Origin of the sequence: Streptomyces sp. NBC_00569 (assembly GCF_036345255.1) — a bacterium.
Classification (GTDB): domain Bacteria; phylum Actinomycetota; class Actinomycetes; order Streptomycetales; family Streptomycetaceae; genus Streptomyces.
The window spans coordinates 5,498,506-5,512,338 of the sequence record NZ_CP107783.1; the positions used below are offsets into that span (position 1 = coordinate 5,498,506).

Annotated in this window: 17 protein-coding genes; 13 read left to right on the forward strand and 4 right to left on the reverse strand. The window is 69.2% G+C overall.

Annotated features, from left to right (window positions below; all coding sequences use genetic code 11):
• Positions 1 to 30 precede the first annotated feature (30 nt).
• The 3 genes from OHO83_RS24785 (at position 31) to ygfZ (ending at position 2,169) form a co-directional block, all read left to right on the forward strand.
• Positions 31 to 603 carry an FABP family protein gene (locus OHO83_RS24785; protein WP_266671960.1) on the forward strand — a complete coding sequence of 191 codons (573 nt, stop codon included), beginning with the start codon at positions 31 to 33 and terminating at the stop codon, positions 601 to 603.
• 89 nt (positions 604 to 692) lie between these two features.
• A complete protein-coding gene (locus OHO83_RS24790) occupies positions 693 to 1,169 on the forward strand; it encodes a Fur family transcriptional regulator (RefSeq protein ID WP_266671958.1) in 477 nt (158 codons plus the stop codon).
• 34 nt (positions 1,170 to 1,203) lie between these two features.
• The gene (gene ygfZ / locus OHO83_RS24795; RefSeq protein ID WP_266671935.1) at positions 1,204 to 2,169 is read left to right on the forward strand and encodes a CAF17-like 4Fe-4S cluster assembly/insertion protein YgfZ; all 966 of its coding nucleotides are present in this window, start codon (positions 1,204 to 1,206) and stop codon (positions 2,167 to 2,169) included.
• An 11-nt stretch (positions 2,170 to 2,180) separates the two neighbouring features.
• Here ygfZ and dtd read toward each other — a convergent pair whose 3' ends face one another.
• Positions 2,181 to 2,618 carry a D-aminoacyl-tRNA deacylase gene (gene dtd, locus OHO83_RS24800; protein WP_266671933.1) on the reverse strand — a complete coding sequence of 146 codons (438 nt, stop codon included), beginning with the start codon at positions 2,616 to 2,618 and terminating at the stop codon, positions 2,181 to 2,183.
• A gap of 140 nt (positions 2,619 to 2,758) precedes the next feature.
• Between dtd and OHO83_RS24805 the strand changes: the two genes are divergently transcribed.
• From OHO83_RS24805 to OHO83_RS24815, 3 genes are all read left to right on the forward strand, one after another.
• On the forward strand, positions 2,759 to 3,379 hold the full coding sequence (locus OHO83_RS24805) for an RsiG family protein (RefSeq protein WP_266671931.1): 621 nt from the start codon (positions 2,759 to 2,761) through the stop codon (positions 3,377 to 3,379).
• Positions 3,380 to 3,463: 84 nt separating this feature from the next.
• Positions 3,464 to 4,426 carry an asparaginase gene (locus tag OHO83_RS24810; protein WP_266671929.1) on the forward strand — a complete coding sequence of 321 codons (963 nt, stop codon included), beginning with the start codon at positions 3,464 to 3,466 and terminating at the stop codon, positions 4,424 to 4,426.
• 74 nt (positions 4,427 to 4,500) lie between these two features.
• Positions 4,501 to 5,754 carry a GNAT family N-acetyltransferase gene (locus tag OHO83_RS24815; protein WP_266671927.1) on the forward strand — a complete coding sequence of 418 codons (1,254 nt, stop codon included), beginning with the start codon at positions 4,501 to 4,503 and terminating at the stop codon, positions 5,752 to 5,754.
• A gap of 132 nt (positions 5,755 to 5,886) precedes the next feature.
• On the opposite strand, the gene OHO83_RS24820 is transcribed toward OHO83_RS24815, so the two are convergent.
• On the reverse strand, positions 5,887 to 6,072 hold the full coding sequence (locus OHO83_RS24820; RefSeq protein WP_266671925.1) for a hypothetical protein: 186 nt from the start codon (positions 6,070 to 6,072) through the stop codon (positions 5,887 to 5,889).
• A gap of 169 nt (positions 6,073 to 6,241) precedes the next feature.
• Here OHO83_RS24820 and OHO83_RS24825 point away from each other — a divergent pair, with 169 nt between their 5' ends.
• Positions 6,242 to 7,138 (forward strand): winged helix-turn-helix domain-containing protein, encoded by an 897-nt coding sequence (locus OHO83_RS24825; protein ID WP_266671923.1) that lies wholly within the window; start codon positions 6,242 to 6,244, stop codon positions 7,136 to 7,138.
• 25 nt (positions 7,139 to 7,163) lie between these two features.
• Here the strand turns inward: OHO83_RS24825 and OHO83_RS24830 are convergent, their stop codons facing one another.
• Entirely contained in the window at positions 7,164 to 7,352 is a 189-nt protein-coding gene (locus OHO83_RS24830; protein WP_116512283.1) for a hypothetical protein, read from the reverse strand.
• Between the two features lie 126 nt (positions 7,353 to 7,478).
• Here OHO83_RS24830 and OHO83_RS24835 point away from each other — a divergent pair, with 126 nt between their 5' ends.
• From OHO83_RS24835 to OHO83_RS24845, 3 genes are all read left to right on the forward strand, one after another.
• Positions 7,479 to 8,357, forward strand: a complete 879-nt coding sequence (locus tag OHO83_RS24835; protein WP_266671920.1) for a GntR family transcriptional regulator — start codon at positions 7,479 to 7,481, stop codon at positions 8,355 to 8,357.
• Positions 8,306 to 9,097, forward strand: coding sequence for an HAD family hydrolase (locus OHO83_RS24840; protein WP_266671918.1), 792 nt, complete (start codon positions 8,306 to 8,308; stop codon positions 9,095 to 9,097). The genes OHO83_RS24835 and OHO83_RS24840 overlap by 52 nt, the downstream gene beginning before the upstream one ends.
• Positions 9,098 to 9,227: 130 nt before the next feature.
• Positions 9,228 to 10,097 carry a GntR family transcriptional regulator gene (locus tag OHO83_RS24845; protein ID WP_266671916.1) on the forward strand — a complete coding sequence of 290 codons (870 nt, stop codon included), beginning with the start codon at positions 9,228 to 9,230 and terminating at the stop codon, positions 10,095 to 10,097.
• Between the two features lie 28 nt (positions 10,098 to 10,125).
• Here OHO83_RS24845 and OHO83_RS24850 read toward each other — a convergent pair whose 3' ends face one another.
• Entirely contained in the window at positions 10,126 to 10,911 is a 786-nt protein-coding gene (locus tag OHO83_RS24850) for an HAD family hydrolase (RefSeq protein ID WP_266671914.1), read from the reverse strand.
• A gap of 137 nt (positions 10,912 to 11,048) precedes the next feature.
• On the opposite strand from OHO83_RS24850, the gene OHO83_RS24855 reads away from it, so the two are divergent.
• From OHO83_RS24855 to OHO83_RS24865, 3 genes are all read left to right on the forward strand, one after another.
• Entirely contained in the window at positions 11,049 to 12,125 is a 1,077-nt protein-coding gene (locus tag OHO83_RS24855) for an aminoglycoside phosphotransferase family protein (protein WP_266671912.1), read from the forward strand.
• Positions 12,126 to 12,324: 199 nt separating this feature from the next.
• A complete protein-coding gene (locus OHO83_RS24860; RefSeq protein ID WP_330279786.1) occupies positions 12,325 to 13,122 on the forward strand; it encodes a hypothetical protein in 798 nt (265 codons plus the stop codon).
• Between the two features lie 55 nt (positions 13,123 to 13,177).
• Positions 13,178 to 13,816 (forward strand): TetR family transcriptional regulator, encoded by a 639-nt coding sequence (locus tag OHO83_RS24865; protein ID WP_266671909.1) that lies wholly within the window; start codon positions 13,178 to 13,180, stop codon positions 13,814 to 13,816.
• The last annotated feature ends 17 nt before the right edge of the window (positions 13,817 to 13,833 follow it).

The window sequence follows — 13,833 nt, forward strand, 5'->3', positions numbered from 1 at the left end:
GACCCCCACCAGAGAGACGCTTCGCAGACCATGATCGAGATCCCGTCCGACCTGCACCCCGACCTCGTCCCCCTGGTGTTCCTCCTCGGTAACTGGGCGGGCGCGGGTGTCACCGACTTCCCCGGCGCCGAGAAGGCGAACTTCGGGCAAGAGGCTTCCTTCACCCACGACGGGCGGGACTTCCTCGAGTACCACTCGCACACCTGGATCCTCGACTCCGAGGGCAACAAGGTGAAGCCCCTGGAGTCCGAGTCCGGGTACTGGCGGATCGACAAGGACCGCAAGGTCGAGGTCGTCATGGTCCGTGACGACGGCGTCGTCGAGGTCTGGTACGGCGAGCTCGCCGACAAGAAGCCGCAGATCGACCTGGTCACGGACGCCGTCGCGCGCACCGCGGCCGCGGGCCCGTACACCGGTGGCAAGCGGCTCTACGGCTATGTGAAGAGCGACCTGATGTGGGTCGGCGAGAAGCAGACCCCCGAGGTCGAGCTGCGCCCCTACATGTCGGCCCAGCTGAAGAAGGTCGTCTCCCCGGACGACGTGGCCGAGATGGCCCGCAACCTTCCGGACCTGCCCGACGACGGCATCGCCTTCTTCAAGTAGTCCCGACGAGCGGTCCCGTTCCCGGTCCCGTTCCCGTTCTTCGAGCAGTCCCGAAGTCGTCCCCGGCAAGTGGACCTACACTCGGCGGTGTGGTGAGCACCGACTGGAAGAGCGACCTGCGGCAGCGCGGCTACCGGCTGACGCCCCAGCGTCAGCTGGTCCTCGAGGCCGTCGACACCCTCGAGCACGCGACCCCCGACGACATCCTCTGCGAAGTGCGCAAGACAGCGTCGGGGATCAACATCTCGACGGTCTACCGCACCCTCGAGCTGCTGGAGGAGCTGGGGCTCGTCAGCCATGCCCACCTCGGGCACGGTGCGCCGACGTACCACCTCGCCGACCGGCACCACCACATCCACCTGGTGTGCCGGGACTGCACGAACGTCATCGAGGCCGACGTCGAGGTCGCCGCCGAGTTCACGGCGAAGCTGCGCGACACCTTCGGCTTCGACACGGACCTCAAGCACTTCGCGATCTTCGGCCGCTGCACCGACTGCTCCCAGCGGGACGGCCAGGACGCCAAGAAGCAGGAGAGCCCGCAGGAATCCGCGGCTCCGCAGGAATAAGCGCGTCCGTGTGCTCGTCGTAGTGTCTGTGAACATGAAGAGCCCCCTCCTGTCCCTGCCCGGCGCCGTTCCCGCCGAGGGCGTGGACGAAGGCGTCGCCGCGCACTACGGCGACCTGTTCCGCGAGCAGCGCGCCCTCGCCGACGGCAACGGCCTCGTCGACCTCTCCCACCGCGGCGTCATCACCGTCACCGGCGACGACCGGCTCGCCTGGCTGCATCTGCTCCTCACGCAGCACGTCAGCGACCTCCCGGCCGGCCAGGCCACCGAAGCGCTCGTCCTCTCCGCGCACGGCCACATCGAGCACGCCCTCTACATCGTCGACGACGGCACCACGACGTGGGCGCACGTCGAGCCCGGCACGCAGGAGGCGCTGATCGCCTACCTGGAGTCGATGAAGTTCTTCTACCGGGTCGAAGTCGCCGACCGCACCGACGAGTTCGCCCTCGTCCAGCTGCCGGCCGGTTCGATCGCGCCGGTCCCGGACGGTGTCGCGGTGCGCGAGACGGCGTACGGCCGCGACGTGTTCCTGCCGCGCGCCGGCCTGGAGGCGTACGCGGAGCAGAACGGGCCCGCGATCGGGCTCCTCGCCCACGAGGCGCTGCGCGTGGAGAACCACCGGCCGCGCCTCGGCTTCGAGACCGACCACCGCACCATCCCGCACGAGCTCGGCTGGATCGGCACCGCCGTCCACCTCCAGAAGGGCTGCTACCGCGGCCAGGAGACCGTCGCCCGCGTGCAGAACCTCGGCAAGCCCCCGCGCCGCCTCGTCTTCCTGCACCTGGACGGCAGTGACGTGCACCTGCCCCCGCACGGCGCCCCGGTCCGTCTCGCGTCCGACGGCCCCGAGAGCCGCAAGCTGGGCTTCGTGACGACGTCCGTACGCCACCACGAACTCGGTCCGATCGCGCTCGCCCTGGTGAAGCGGAACGTGCCGGTGGACGCGGACCTCATCGTGGACACGACCGCGGCCGCGCAGGAAGTCGTCGTCGAGCCCTAGCCGCGCCGTGGCTACATCTCCAGAAGCACCGTGAACGGGCCGTCGTTCGTCAGGGACACCCGCATCTTCGCCCCGAACCGGCCCGTCGCCACGGTCGCGCCCAGGGCCCGCAGCTGCGCCACGACCTCGTCGACCAGCGGCTCGGCCACCGGCCCCGGCGCCGCCGCGTTCCAGGTGGGGCGGCGGCCCTTACGGGCGTCCCCGTAGAGCGTGAACTGGCTGATCACCAGGAGCGGGGCGTCGATGTCGCTGCACGACTTCTCGTCGGCGAGCATCCGTACGGACCAGAGCTTGCGGGCCAGTTGGGCGGCCTTCTCCTTGGTGTCCTCGTGGGTGACCCCCACGAGGACACACAGACCCTCGCCCTTGATCTCGCCGACGATCTTTGTCTGGCCGTCCTCGTCCACGACGACGCTCGCGCCGTCCACCCTCTGCACCACTGCACGCATACGGACCATCATGCCGTGCTCCCGAACCGCCCATCCGGGGCGGATTAGGGGCACTCGTGCACAGAGCGGCCACTCGGGGTGGCACGATGCTCCCACGCGGTGCACCGCGTCGGTCCGGTCGAGGGGACGGTAGGGACGCAATGAGCCACACATCGAGCATCGGGCAGCCTCCAGGGGCCCCCGTTTCGTTGACGCACGCCAGTCGCATCACCGGTACGAACCGCCTCAGCACGGCGCGCCCGCCCACGCAGCGGGTCGGCAGCCCCGAGCTGCCACAGGCGCCCGAGCACGACCTGTCCGCGCTGCGCCTTCCCGAGCTGCGCACGCTGCGCCGCGACGCCCAGCAGGACGAGGCCGACCTGAGCTACGTACGACGGCTGCTCCAGGGCCGGATCGACATCCTGCGGGCCGAGATCGCCCGCCGCAGGGACCCCGAGGCGCCGGTCGTGGACCGGCTCTCCGAGATCCTCACCGACAAGGCCGCCCGGCACCGCTCCTCCGCCCGCCACGTCACCCTCGGCACGCCCCGCAGCGAGGAGTACCGGGGCCTCGCCGCCGAGATGCTCGCCGAGGTCGAGCTGTCCGACCTGGACGCCCGAACGGACGATGAGCTGCACACGGCGATGGGCCGCCTCGTGCGCTACGAGCAGCAGGTCTCGCGCCGCCGCCACCTGCTCCAGTCGACGGCCGACGATTGCAGCGCCGAGATCGCCCGCAGGTACCGTGAAGGCGAAGCACAAGTAGACGACCTGCTCGCGTGACGCGGCCGCACCGGTGACCCCGGTGGCCCGCTGCGGGGCGGGTCTGTCCATGGCCCGCCATGGACCCGCCCCGGAAGGCCAACGATGTCCCCCTCCTCCGCCGCCGCCATACCCCCGGTCCTCGCCGAGGTCGTCCGTTCCGGCTTCGTCGAGGGCCATCACCGAGGCAGCCTGGTCGTGCTCGCCGCGGACGGGACCGTGGAGCTCGCCCTGGGGGACGTGACCGCTCCCGTCTTCCCCCGCTCGTCGAACAAGCCGATGCAGGCGGCGGGCGTGCTGCGCGCGGGCCTCGACCTGTCGGGCGAGCGGCTCGCGCTCGCGGCCGCGAGCCACTCCGGTGAGACCTTCCACCGCGATCTCGTCCAGAAGATGCTGTCCGAGCACGAGCTGTCCCCGGCCGAGCTCCAGTGCCCGCCCGACCTGCCGCTCGACCCCGTCGAGACCGAGACGTACCTGGCGGCGGGCGCCGTACGGGACCGGGTCACGATGAACTGCTCCGGCAAGCACGCGGCGATGCTGGCCGCCTGCGACGTGAACGGCTGGCCCAAGGACTCCTACCTGGACCCGGAGCACCCGCTCCAGAAGCTCATCCACGAGGTCGTGGAGGAGGCCGCGGGCGAGCCCGTCGCCGCGGTCGGTACGGACGGCTGCGGGGCGCCCCTGATGGCGATCAGCCTCACCGGCCTCGCCCGCGCCTTCCGCCACTTCGTGCTCGCCCCCGAGGGCTCGGCGGAGCGCCGGGTCGCCGACGCGATGCGCACGCACCCCGAGTACGTCGCCGGTACGCGCCGCCCCGACACCTGGCTGATGCGCGAGGTGCCCGGCGTCCTGTCGAAGATGGGCGCGGAGGCGGTCCAGGCCGTGGCGCTCCCGGACGGAAGGGCGCTCGCCTTCAAGATCGACGACGGCGCGACGCGCGCGCTCGGCCCGGTCCTGGCCCGCGCGCTGCGGATGCTGGGCGTGGACGGCGAGATCGTGGCCCGCATCGGCGAGGCACCGCTGCACGGCGGCGGGGGCGTCGTGGGGGAGATCCGCGCGGTCTTCTAGGACTGTCGCCACGGGGGCCGGGCGGCGCGGTAATCAGGTGGCCCCGCCCCGCGCCTCCCGCCTAGCGTGACGGGATGACCCGCGACGACATCGACGTACGGCCCATCACGGATGACGAGTTTGCCGACTGGTCCCGCGCGCTGAACACCGGCTTCCTGCGGAGCACCCCCGACTCGCGGGAGACCCTCGGCAAACGCAGGGAACAGGCGCGCGGCTCACGGATCCTGGGCGCGTTCGACGGCGGGCGCTGCGTCGCCACCTTCCGCTCGTTCCCGCAGGAGCTCACCGTGCCGGGCGGCGCGGCCGTCCCCGCCGACGCGATCTCGAACGTCACGGTCAGCGCCACGCATCGCCGGCGCGGCCTCCTGAGCCGGATGATGGCGGGTGACCTCGCCGAGGCGAAGGACCGCGGTGACGTCGTCGCGACGCTCATCGCCGCCGAGTACCCGATCTACGGCCGGTTCGGCTTCGGGCCCGCCACGTCGCTCACCGAGTGGGCGGTGGACGTGCCGCGTGCCGGGCTCGACCCGCGCCGGCCGGTCCCGGACGACGGGGGCCGTATCGATCTCGTCGACGGCGAGGACGTCCGCAAGACGGGCCCGGAGCTGCACGAGCGGCTGCGCGCGAGCCGGCCGGGAGTCGTGGACCGTGACGGGTTCTGGTGGCGCCGCAACACCGGACTCCTCGAAACCCCGGAAGAGCCCTGGAAGGAGCCGTTCTACGCGGTCTACCGCGCGCCGGACGGCGAGGCCGAGGGGTTGATCGTCTACACCGTCGACGACAACTGGGGCGACACCAAGCAGCCGCACAACACGGCGACCGTGCGCGACCTGATCGCCGTCACACCGGCCGCCGAGCGCGCGCTGTGGCACTACGTCTGTTCCGTCGACTGGATCGCGACCGTCCGCACGGGACACCGGGCCCCGGACGACCTGCTGCCGCATCTGCTGCCCGACCCGCGCGCGGCCCGCGTCGTCACGCACGCGGACTGGCTGTGGGTGCGGATCCTGGATGTCGTACGGGCCCTGGAGGCGCGTACGTACGCGGGGACGGGATCGCTGGTCCTCGAGGTCGGCGACGCGGCCGGCCTCTCCGGGGGCCGCTACCGGCTGGACGCGGAGCCCGGGGGTGCGGTGTGCGCACCGACCTCGGAGGAACCCGGACTCACGCTGGACGTGAGCGAGTTGGGGACGCTGTGGCTGGGCGACGAGTCCGCGGTGCGGCTCGCCGCGCTCGGCCGCGTCAGGGAGGAGAGGGCGGGCGCCGCCGCCTTTGCCGACGCCCTGCTGCGTACGTCCGGGCGCCCGTGGTGCCCGGACATCTTCTGAGGCGCACGCGCCGAGATGTGCCGGCGTGCGTCTTCCGAACCGTGCTGTGGTGCCGGCGTGCTGTGGTGCTCCGGCGCGCTGTGACGCCGTGGCGTGACCGGGCTCCCGGCTCCCCTCCGGAAGGGAGCCCGGTCAGCCGCTCTGGGCCAGCAGCATCACGAGGATCACGGCCCCGATGCCGCTGATGAGGTTGTTCCTGGCCTTGAGTCCGATGGAGAGCGCGACGAACGCGATGATGCCCATCGGCCCGTACTTCCACTGGATCAGCTGCTCGAACCCGATGGCGAGGGCTGCAACGGCGATGGCGATGAACGGCATGTCTGGTCCCCCTTCAGTTCGGGAGCGATGACCAACCGGGCCAACCATTGAGGATGTCTGACCATGTGGCTCAAGTTGGCAACCAACTCCACTGAACTTATCTCCGCCTAGCGCCGACTCATAACCACCATTCCCTCAACTCCCCAAAGATGGCGGGAAGTTGTAGGGTTTGTTCGTGGGTCCGGAACATGCCGCGGCCGGCGGCCGCCGGGAGCCACCGGCGACGTATCGCCAGGTGGCCGACGAGCTGCGCGCCCGGATCAGGGCGGGCCGGCTGCGGCCGGGCGAGCGTCTTCCGACCCAGGCCCGTCTCGCCGACGAGTTCGGCGTGGAGCGCGCCGCTGTGCGCCAGGCCCTGAGCATCCTGCGCTCGGAACGCCTGCTCGCCGATGTGTCCAGGGGGACCCCGGCCACCGTCGCGCAGCACACGGGTCCCGCCCTCGCCGGCCCCGGGGCGTCGCCCCAGCCCACGATGGTGGGGCTCGGCCCGCGGGTCACCGCCGCGTTCGGCGCCCGGCACGTCCAGATCGACGCCCTGTGCCTGACCGCGGTCTCGCTGACGCTCGCGATGGGCGAGCCGCTCCGCGAGATCCACGCCGGCCGTTCGAATCCGGCCAAGGTCGACGTCCGCATCCTGCTGCCGAGCCGCGACATCGACCTCGCGTTCCCGACGCGGGTGGGCGCGACGGACGCCCGGCTCAAGCGGAACTGGCTGGCGCAGCGCAACGCGCAGGGGCAGGTTCTGCGCCACCACCTCCTGGCCCTGCGCTCCACGCACGGGATCGACGCCCGCATCACGTTCAGGGCGCTGCCGTTCACGCCACCGATCAAGCTCTATCTGCTCAACGGCAGCGAGGCGCTGTTCGCGTACTACACACTGACCAGGCGGGGCGAGCAGATCGACCAGGAGTACCTGGAGACGTACGGGGTGCAGGGCACGCGGTCGGTGCTCTTCCCGTTCGAACAGGGGCGGGGGCTGCGGGAGACGACGTTCGTCGAACAGTCCCACCTGTGGTTCGACAGCCTCTGGAACACGATCAGTTCGGACCTGACGCTCACACCGTGAGGGCCCGCGAACCCGCGGACCCGCGTCAGAGCGCGGGTCCGGCGAGCATCAGGGCCAGGAGTACGGCCCCGATGGAGCTGCAGGTGGGGCTCTTCGCCTTGACGCCGATCGTGAGGAGCAGCAGACCGGTGATCCCGACAGGGCCGTAGCGCCACTGGACCAGCTGCTCGAAAGTGATCACGAACACCGCGGAGAAGAAGGTGAGGACGGGCATGGTGGTTCCTCCTTCGGCCATCTTGCTCCAAGTTGGTAACCAACTACTATGAAGTTGTCCCCACTTGGTCAGTGTGAATAAACAACTCCTCAACAACTCCCGCCAAGTGATGGTTAGTTGTAGCGTTTGGTTGTGACTCAGGAGAGCGTTGCAGTGAACGGCAGCAGAAGGTCCTCGCCCCAGGAGATCGCCGACGTCCTGCGGGAGCGCATCAAGGCGGGTGAGCTCCGCGCGGGCGAGCGGCTGCCGACGCAGGCGGAGCTGGCCGAGGAGTTCGGCGTGGAACGCGGCGCCGTACGGCAGGCCCTGCGCTCCCTCCAGGAGGACGGCCTGCTCAGCAACGTGAGCAAGGGGAGCCCGCCGAGGATCGCCGAGCAGGCCCCGGCGCGCCACGAGCCGCAGCGCACGATGGTCGGCCTGGCCCCGCGCCTGTCCGAGGCGTTCGCGTCTCCGCAAGTGCGGATCGACGCCGTCTGCCTCACCGCGGAGACCCTGATGCTGGCGCTCGGCGAGCCGCTGCGCTACATCCACGAGGGCCGCATACGCCCCGACTCGGTCGACGTGCGCATCCTGCTGCCGGGCAGGGACATCAATCTCGCCTTCCCGGTGTCGGCCACGGAGGAGGGCGACGCCGCGCTCGTCCACAAGCGCTGGCTCGACCAGCGCAACGCGCAGGGCCAGGTTCTGCGCCACAATCTGCGCTCGCTGCGGTCCTCGCACGGCATCGACGTACGGGTCACCTTCCGAGCGCTGCCCTTCACCCCGCCGGTCAAGCTCTACCTGCTCAACGGGAACGAGGCGCTCCTCTCGTACTACCTGGTCACGCGGCGCGAGGAGGAGATCGAGAGCGGCACGCTCGACATGTACGACACGCTCGGCACGGAGTCGCTGCTGTTCTCGTTCGAGAAGCGGGCGGGGCAGCGGGACACGGCGTTCGTGGAGGAATCGCAGAAGTGGTTCGACGCCCTCTGGGAAACCATCACCACGGACCTGACACTCTCCTAGTGACTTCTGATGCAACGAAGCAGACTGTTCCGGTGGCTGAAGCGACGGAATCACTTCGGGAACTGATCACAAGGGCGCGGTTCGTGCTCTTCGACTTCGACGGGCCGATCTGCCGGCTCTTCGCGGGGCACTCGGCGGAGCGGGTGGCCGTCGAACAGGTGCGGTGGCTCGAGGAACGCGGCCTGCACGGTCTGCTCACCGAGGAGGAGCGCGCGGAACCTGACCCCCACGCCGTGCTGCGCGCCGTCGACCGCCGGCGCCCCGGCAGCGACCTGGTCGTGGAGCTGGAGGAGCGCCTCACCCAGCAGGAGCTCACGGCGGTGGCCTCGGCGTGGCCCACGCAGTACGCCGACCCGCTGATCAGGACGTGGTACGCGCTGGGTGCCCACCTGGCCGTCACGACCAACAACTCCCCGGCGGTGGCGTCCCGTTACCTGGCCACGCGCGGTCTCACGAGCTGCTTCGCCCCGCACATCTACGGCCGGACCCAGGACCTCCACCTCCTCAAGCCCCACCCGCACTGCGTACAACGCGCCCTCGGCGCCCTGGGCGCCACCCCCGAAGCGTCCCTGATGATCGGCGACACCCCCTCGGACTTCGAGGCGGCCACCGCGGCCGGCATCGCGTTCCTCGGCTACGCGCGCAACGAACGCAAGGCGAAGGTACTGAGGGAGGCGGGGGCGGAGACGGTGGTGTCGTCCCTGGAGCCGCTGCTGAGGGTGCTGCGGGAGCGGGGGTGACTGCGGTCGTCTCATGGAGGTGGGCATTCAGCCGTCACCTGTCAGCCCCATTGGCACGCAACAGCACGTGCTGGCAAGGGCTTGATCGGCATGGGGATGCTCACCGGCCCGAGAGGGGTACGGTCCCTTCATGGCCGGTGGGCGAGGACGTGACGGCGGCAGGGAGGCCTGGCGCGTCGCCGAAGAGCTGCGCGCCCGGTTGGCCGACGGCACCTATCCGGTCGGGAGTCTGATTCCGCCGCAGCGTGAGCTGGCCGACCGGTTCCGCGTCTCGCGGGACACCGTGCAGCGGGCGCTCAAGGAACTCGCCGGTGAGGGCTGGATCGAGTCCCGCCAGGGCAGTGGGTCCCGCGTACTCAAGAACCAGCGCATCCAGTCGTACACGGCGAAGGCGTCCCACGAGGGCCGCGTGTCGCTCGGACCGCTCATCAGCGAAGCGTTCGAGCAGCCCGAGGTGACCCTCGACGTCTACACGCTCACCTCGGAGTCACTCGACACGCACATCAGGGTTCAGGCCGAGCGGATCCGCTCGGGCGAGATCGCCCCGGAGAAGGTCGAGATCCGAATCCTGCTGCCGTCCGAATCCCTCAAGCTGCCCTATCCACAGGCCAAGGACGATCCGGACGGTCTGCGTCTGCGGGAGCGTCTGCTGGGCATCACCCGACGGCACACCGTGTCCATCCGGCGGGAGCTTCGGCAGCTGCGGGCGGAGGGCCTTGTTCCCGTGGCGGAATTCCAGGTCCGCCACGTCCCTCTGACGCCGGCCTTCAAGCTCTACCTGCTCAACGGGGGCGAGGCGCTGCACGGTCCGTACGAAGTGATCGAGCGTCCCATCGTGCTGGACAGCGGCGAGGAAATACTGGCTCTCGATGTCCTGGGCCTGGGGGCGACGCTCACGCACTACGTGAGGGACGGCGATCCCAACTCCCGCGGATCCGTCTTCGTGGAGAGCATGGGGGCCTGGTTCGACTCCGTCTGGAACCTGATCGCCGAGCGGTGAAGAGTGACGGATCAGGCCCCTGCTCCGGTCAGTCCTGGTCAGACCGCTGTACGGCGCGTTCAGCCAGCGACTTCGCACATGCTGCGACCGGCTCCAGTGTGGCCACCACCGAGTCGGCTCCCAACGCGCTCATTTCCGCGCGGCGTTGATCGTTGTCCGTGGTCCCCAAGAAGGGAACGCCCGCCGACTCGGCGGCGTGGAGGTCGCTGAGTTGGTCGCCCACCATCAGGCAGGACCCCGGGGAGAGGTCCAGCAAGTCCACCGCACGCAGGACGCCGTACGGGTTCGGCTTCATGTTCCGCAGCTCGTCGTGGTCGCGGCCGATGACTGCCTCGAAGTGGCGAAGCAGGCCGTTCGCGTCGAGGTATTTCCGGATGGGTTCCTCGGCGTTGTTGCTCACGACGGCCATGCGTTTGCCCAAGTGGGACAGATGGCCCAGGAGTTCCTCGACGTGCGGTTCGAGGTCGGCATCCTGGATGGCGAGCCACTCGTACTGCGTCACCACGTCCTCCGCCCGCTGGAGCGTCTCCAGGCGCCGGCCGGCCGGGGAAGCTTCCTCGAACATGTCCTGGCGAAGCGCGCGCAGGATGCCGTGCGAGTCCTGTGACTGCTCGACGGAGGGCGGCAGTTCGCCCCAGTCCGCACGGACCAGATCCTGGATCTCCTTGGCGGCCGGTGCCGTCGGGTTCCTGGCGAAGAGGCCGCAGACAGGGCCGTCGAAGTCGAAGAGCACCGCTTGCGCTGCCGTGAGCAGGCCGTGCAGGCTCTTCTGGCGGCCGTCGGTCCGGCCCGCGGAGTTCTGCCGGGTCCTCATTCGGTCAGTCTGCCACGTACGGCTCACCCGGGCGGTGCGAGCGGTACCTGAGTGGGTTCTGGGATGCTGCCGCCCGGCGGAGTACCGTACGCCTCCTCTTCAATAACGCTGGTGCTACTCCTGGCGAAAGAATGGCGATGGCAACGGACCCGACCACGACAGCCTGGCGACGGGCTGTCGCATTGAGTGGTGGCGAACAGTCAATCGAAGGGCCGCTCAAGGGTTACCACCATGAAACATATGTCCTCCCCTTTCTGTGTGCGGGAGATCTGCCCCGGACCGGTCGGTGGAAGTGCCGGGATCCCCGCAGCGGCCTCTTCTGGTTCGACCGCCGGTGCTTCGAATCTGAAGAAGCACTGCTCAGTGCCCTGTCGGGGCGCATCTCGCGTATTCCTGAGGTGGTCGAGGTCGAAGGTGCCAAGCTGCAGCAGTTCATCGAGGGCAGCACGCTCGGATCCCTCGAGAAAAGGGGCGAGCCCGCTCCCTCCGACCTGATCGGTCAGCTGGGCTCGCTGTTTCGGGAAATGGCCGAGGTGCGACCCGATTCGCTCTCCATCGCCAGAAAATGCACAAAAGAGGATCAGGCGCCGGAGGGGGACTCCGCGGAGTTTCTGGAGCGGTTGATCAGGTTCGCCGAAAAGCAGGTATACGAAAAGAACCTGGAGCGGTTCGGCGGGCTCTTCGGCCATCTGGGTCTGAACGGTGACGCTTTCACACGCCTGCGGAAGCACGTTCTGGGGCTGGTGGAGCGTCCCTTCTGTCTCCTGCACGCCGATCTCCACCGCGAGAACCTGATCGTGGACCCGTCGTCCCGGCTCTGGGCGATCGACTGGGAACTGGCGATGTTCGGTGATCCCTTGTATGACCTGGCAACGCATCTGTATCTCATGCGATATCCGGAACCGCAGGCGTCCGGTGTCGTCACCTCATGGCGCCAAAGCGTCGAGGACGTCAGGGCGGGAAGTTCCCAGGGCTGGGAGAAGGACCTTCCGCTCCTGATCGACTTCAAGAGGGCGCAGTCGGTGTACACGGATGTGATCAGGTCCGCGACGAAGCTCAGCGCCTCCCCGGCCCGGGACGGGTCGCTGCTCTGGCTGACGGCCGTCAAGCTGCGGGGCATCGTGTCCGCGGCGGCAGTCCCCCTGGGCTTGGAGTCCGTCCCCTCCGTTGCCCGGATCGCCGAAGTACTGGCTCGCTGGCTCACCGGCCGCTGAGACTGGCCGCCTGCACGAGCCCCGTGTGCTGGGGCTGCCGAGGTCGCCGTCTGTCTTGCTCCTTCACCCGGGGGTGGTGACCATGGGCGGCACGGGATGCGTAAAGGGGGACGCGTGGCACGTAACGGGGGAGTCGGCGGCCGGGGTGTGGTCGCGTGGTTGAAGGCTGGCGCGGTTCGAGAGCGTGGCGGTCCGGGGCATGTTGCTCGGGATCTTTGTCACCGGGATGGTCGCCGAGTTCGTCAAACCGGTGGGAGACGCTCTGCAGGGCCGGACCTTCGTCGGTGGAGCGCTCCTCAGCCTCGTGGGATACGTCTTGTACGACGCGGTGAAGGACCTGGCCGCATCCGTCGAGAGGGCGCCTGCCCGCAGTCGCGTGCGGTCCAGCGACCTTCCCGAATACGTGCGTGAAGCCTTCGGTGCGCGGAAGGTCGACATCTGCTTCCTCGGCTACACCGGGGAGACCTTGAAGGAGGCCGTCTATGAACGGCTGAATCTGTTGCTGGACGGCAACGGCCAGGCCAGAGACGTGTCCATACGGATGCTGGTGCCGGACTTCGGCCGGCCGATGGCCCTGCCGTCTCGCGTGGGGCCTGGCGGGGAGCCGGTCGACGATCCCGGTTTCAGGGACCGCCTGGCAGATCTCTGCCAGGAGTACGACGATCAACTCCAGGCGAAAATAGAGGAGTTCGACCAGTTCAGAGGCGTAAGAGTTACCTGTGAGTACCGGCTTTACCACGGGGTCCCCAGGGACAAGATCTGCATCTTCAATGAGTCACTCGTGCTGCACGGCCTCTATGACGTGTCGGTCACGATGCGCTGGCGAGGAGAGCGGTACTACGACCCGAAGGGCTTCCAGACGGACTTGTCCGTGTGGTCGCTGCGGGAGGGCGCGGACGGCGCGGAAGGCGTGGTGATGTGGACCAAGCACTTCAACGACCTGTGGGCGCTTGCTGCCGTCCCGCCCTGGCGCCGCCAGGGACCGCCCACGCGTTGAGGCGTGGAGGCTCGCGCGGTAAGCGGGCACGACCGCCCTGCGTACGCTTTCGCCCATGAGTGGCGACACCGGCGGGATGGGCCTCCGTGAGCGGAAGAAGCGGCGGATGTATCAGGCGATCTCCGAGGCGGCCATCGGGCTGTTTCTGGAGAAGGGGTTCGACAAGGTGTCCGTCGCCGAGGTCGCGGCCGCCGTCGAGATCTCCAAGCCGACCCTGTTCCGGTACTTCCCCACCAAGGAGGACCTGGTCCTGCACCGGTTCGCCGATCATGAGGACGAGGCCGCACGCGTCGTCGCCGGGCGGAGCGAGGACGTGACGCCGCTCGCCGCGCTGCGGGCGCACTTCCTCGACGGGCTCGAGCGGCGCGACCCGGTGACCGGGCTGAACGACCACCCCGCGGTGCTCGCCTTTCACCGACTGCTCTACGGCACCCCTTCACTGGTCGCGCGGGCCTACGGCTATCAGGAGCGGTCGGAGAAGATCCTGGCCGGCGCGCTCGGTGAGGGGGTCGGTGCGGCGCTCGCGGCCGGGCAGATCTTTGCCGTACAGCGGGTTCTCGCCATGGAGAACTGGCGGCGGATCGCGGCGGGGGAGAGTGCCGACGAGGTGTGGCCGGATGCCGTGGAGGCCGCTGAGCTGGGGTTCCGGCAGCTGGAGGGTGGGCTCGGCGCGCTCAGGCGTTTTGAGGTTTAGTAAAAAATGTTACTCGG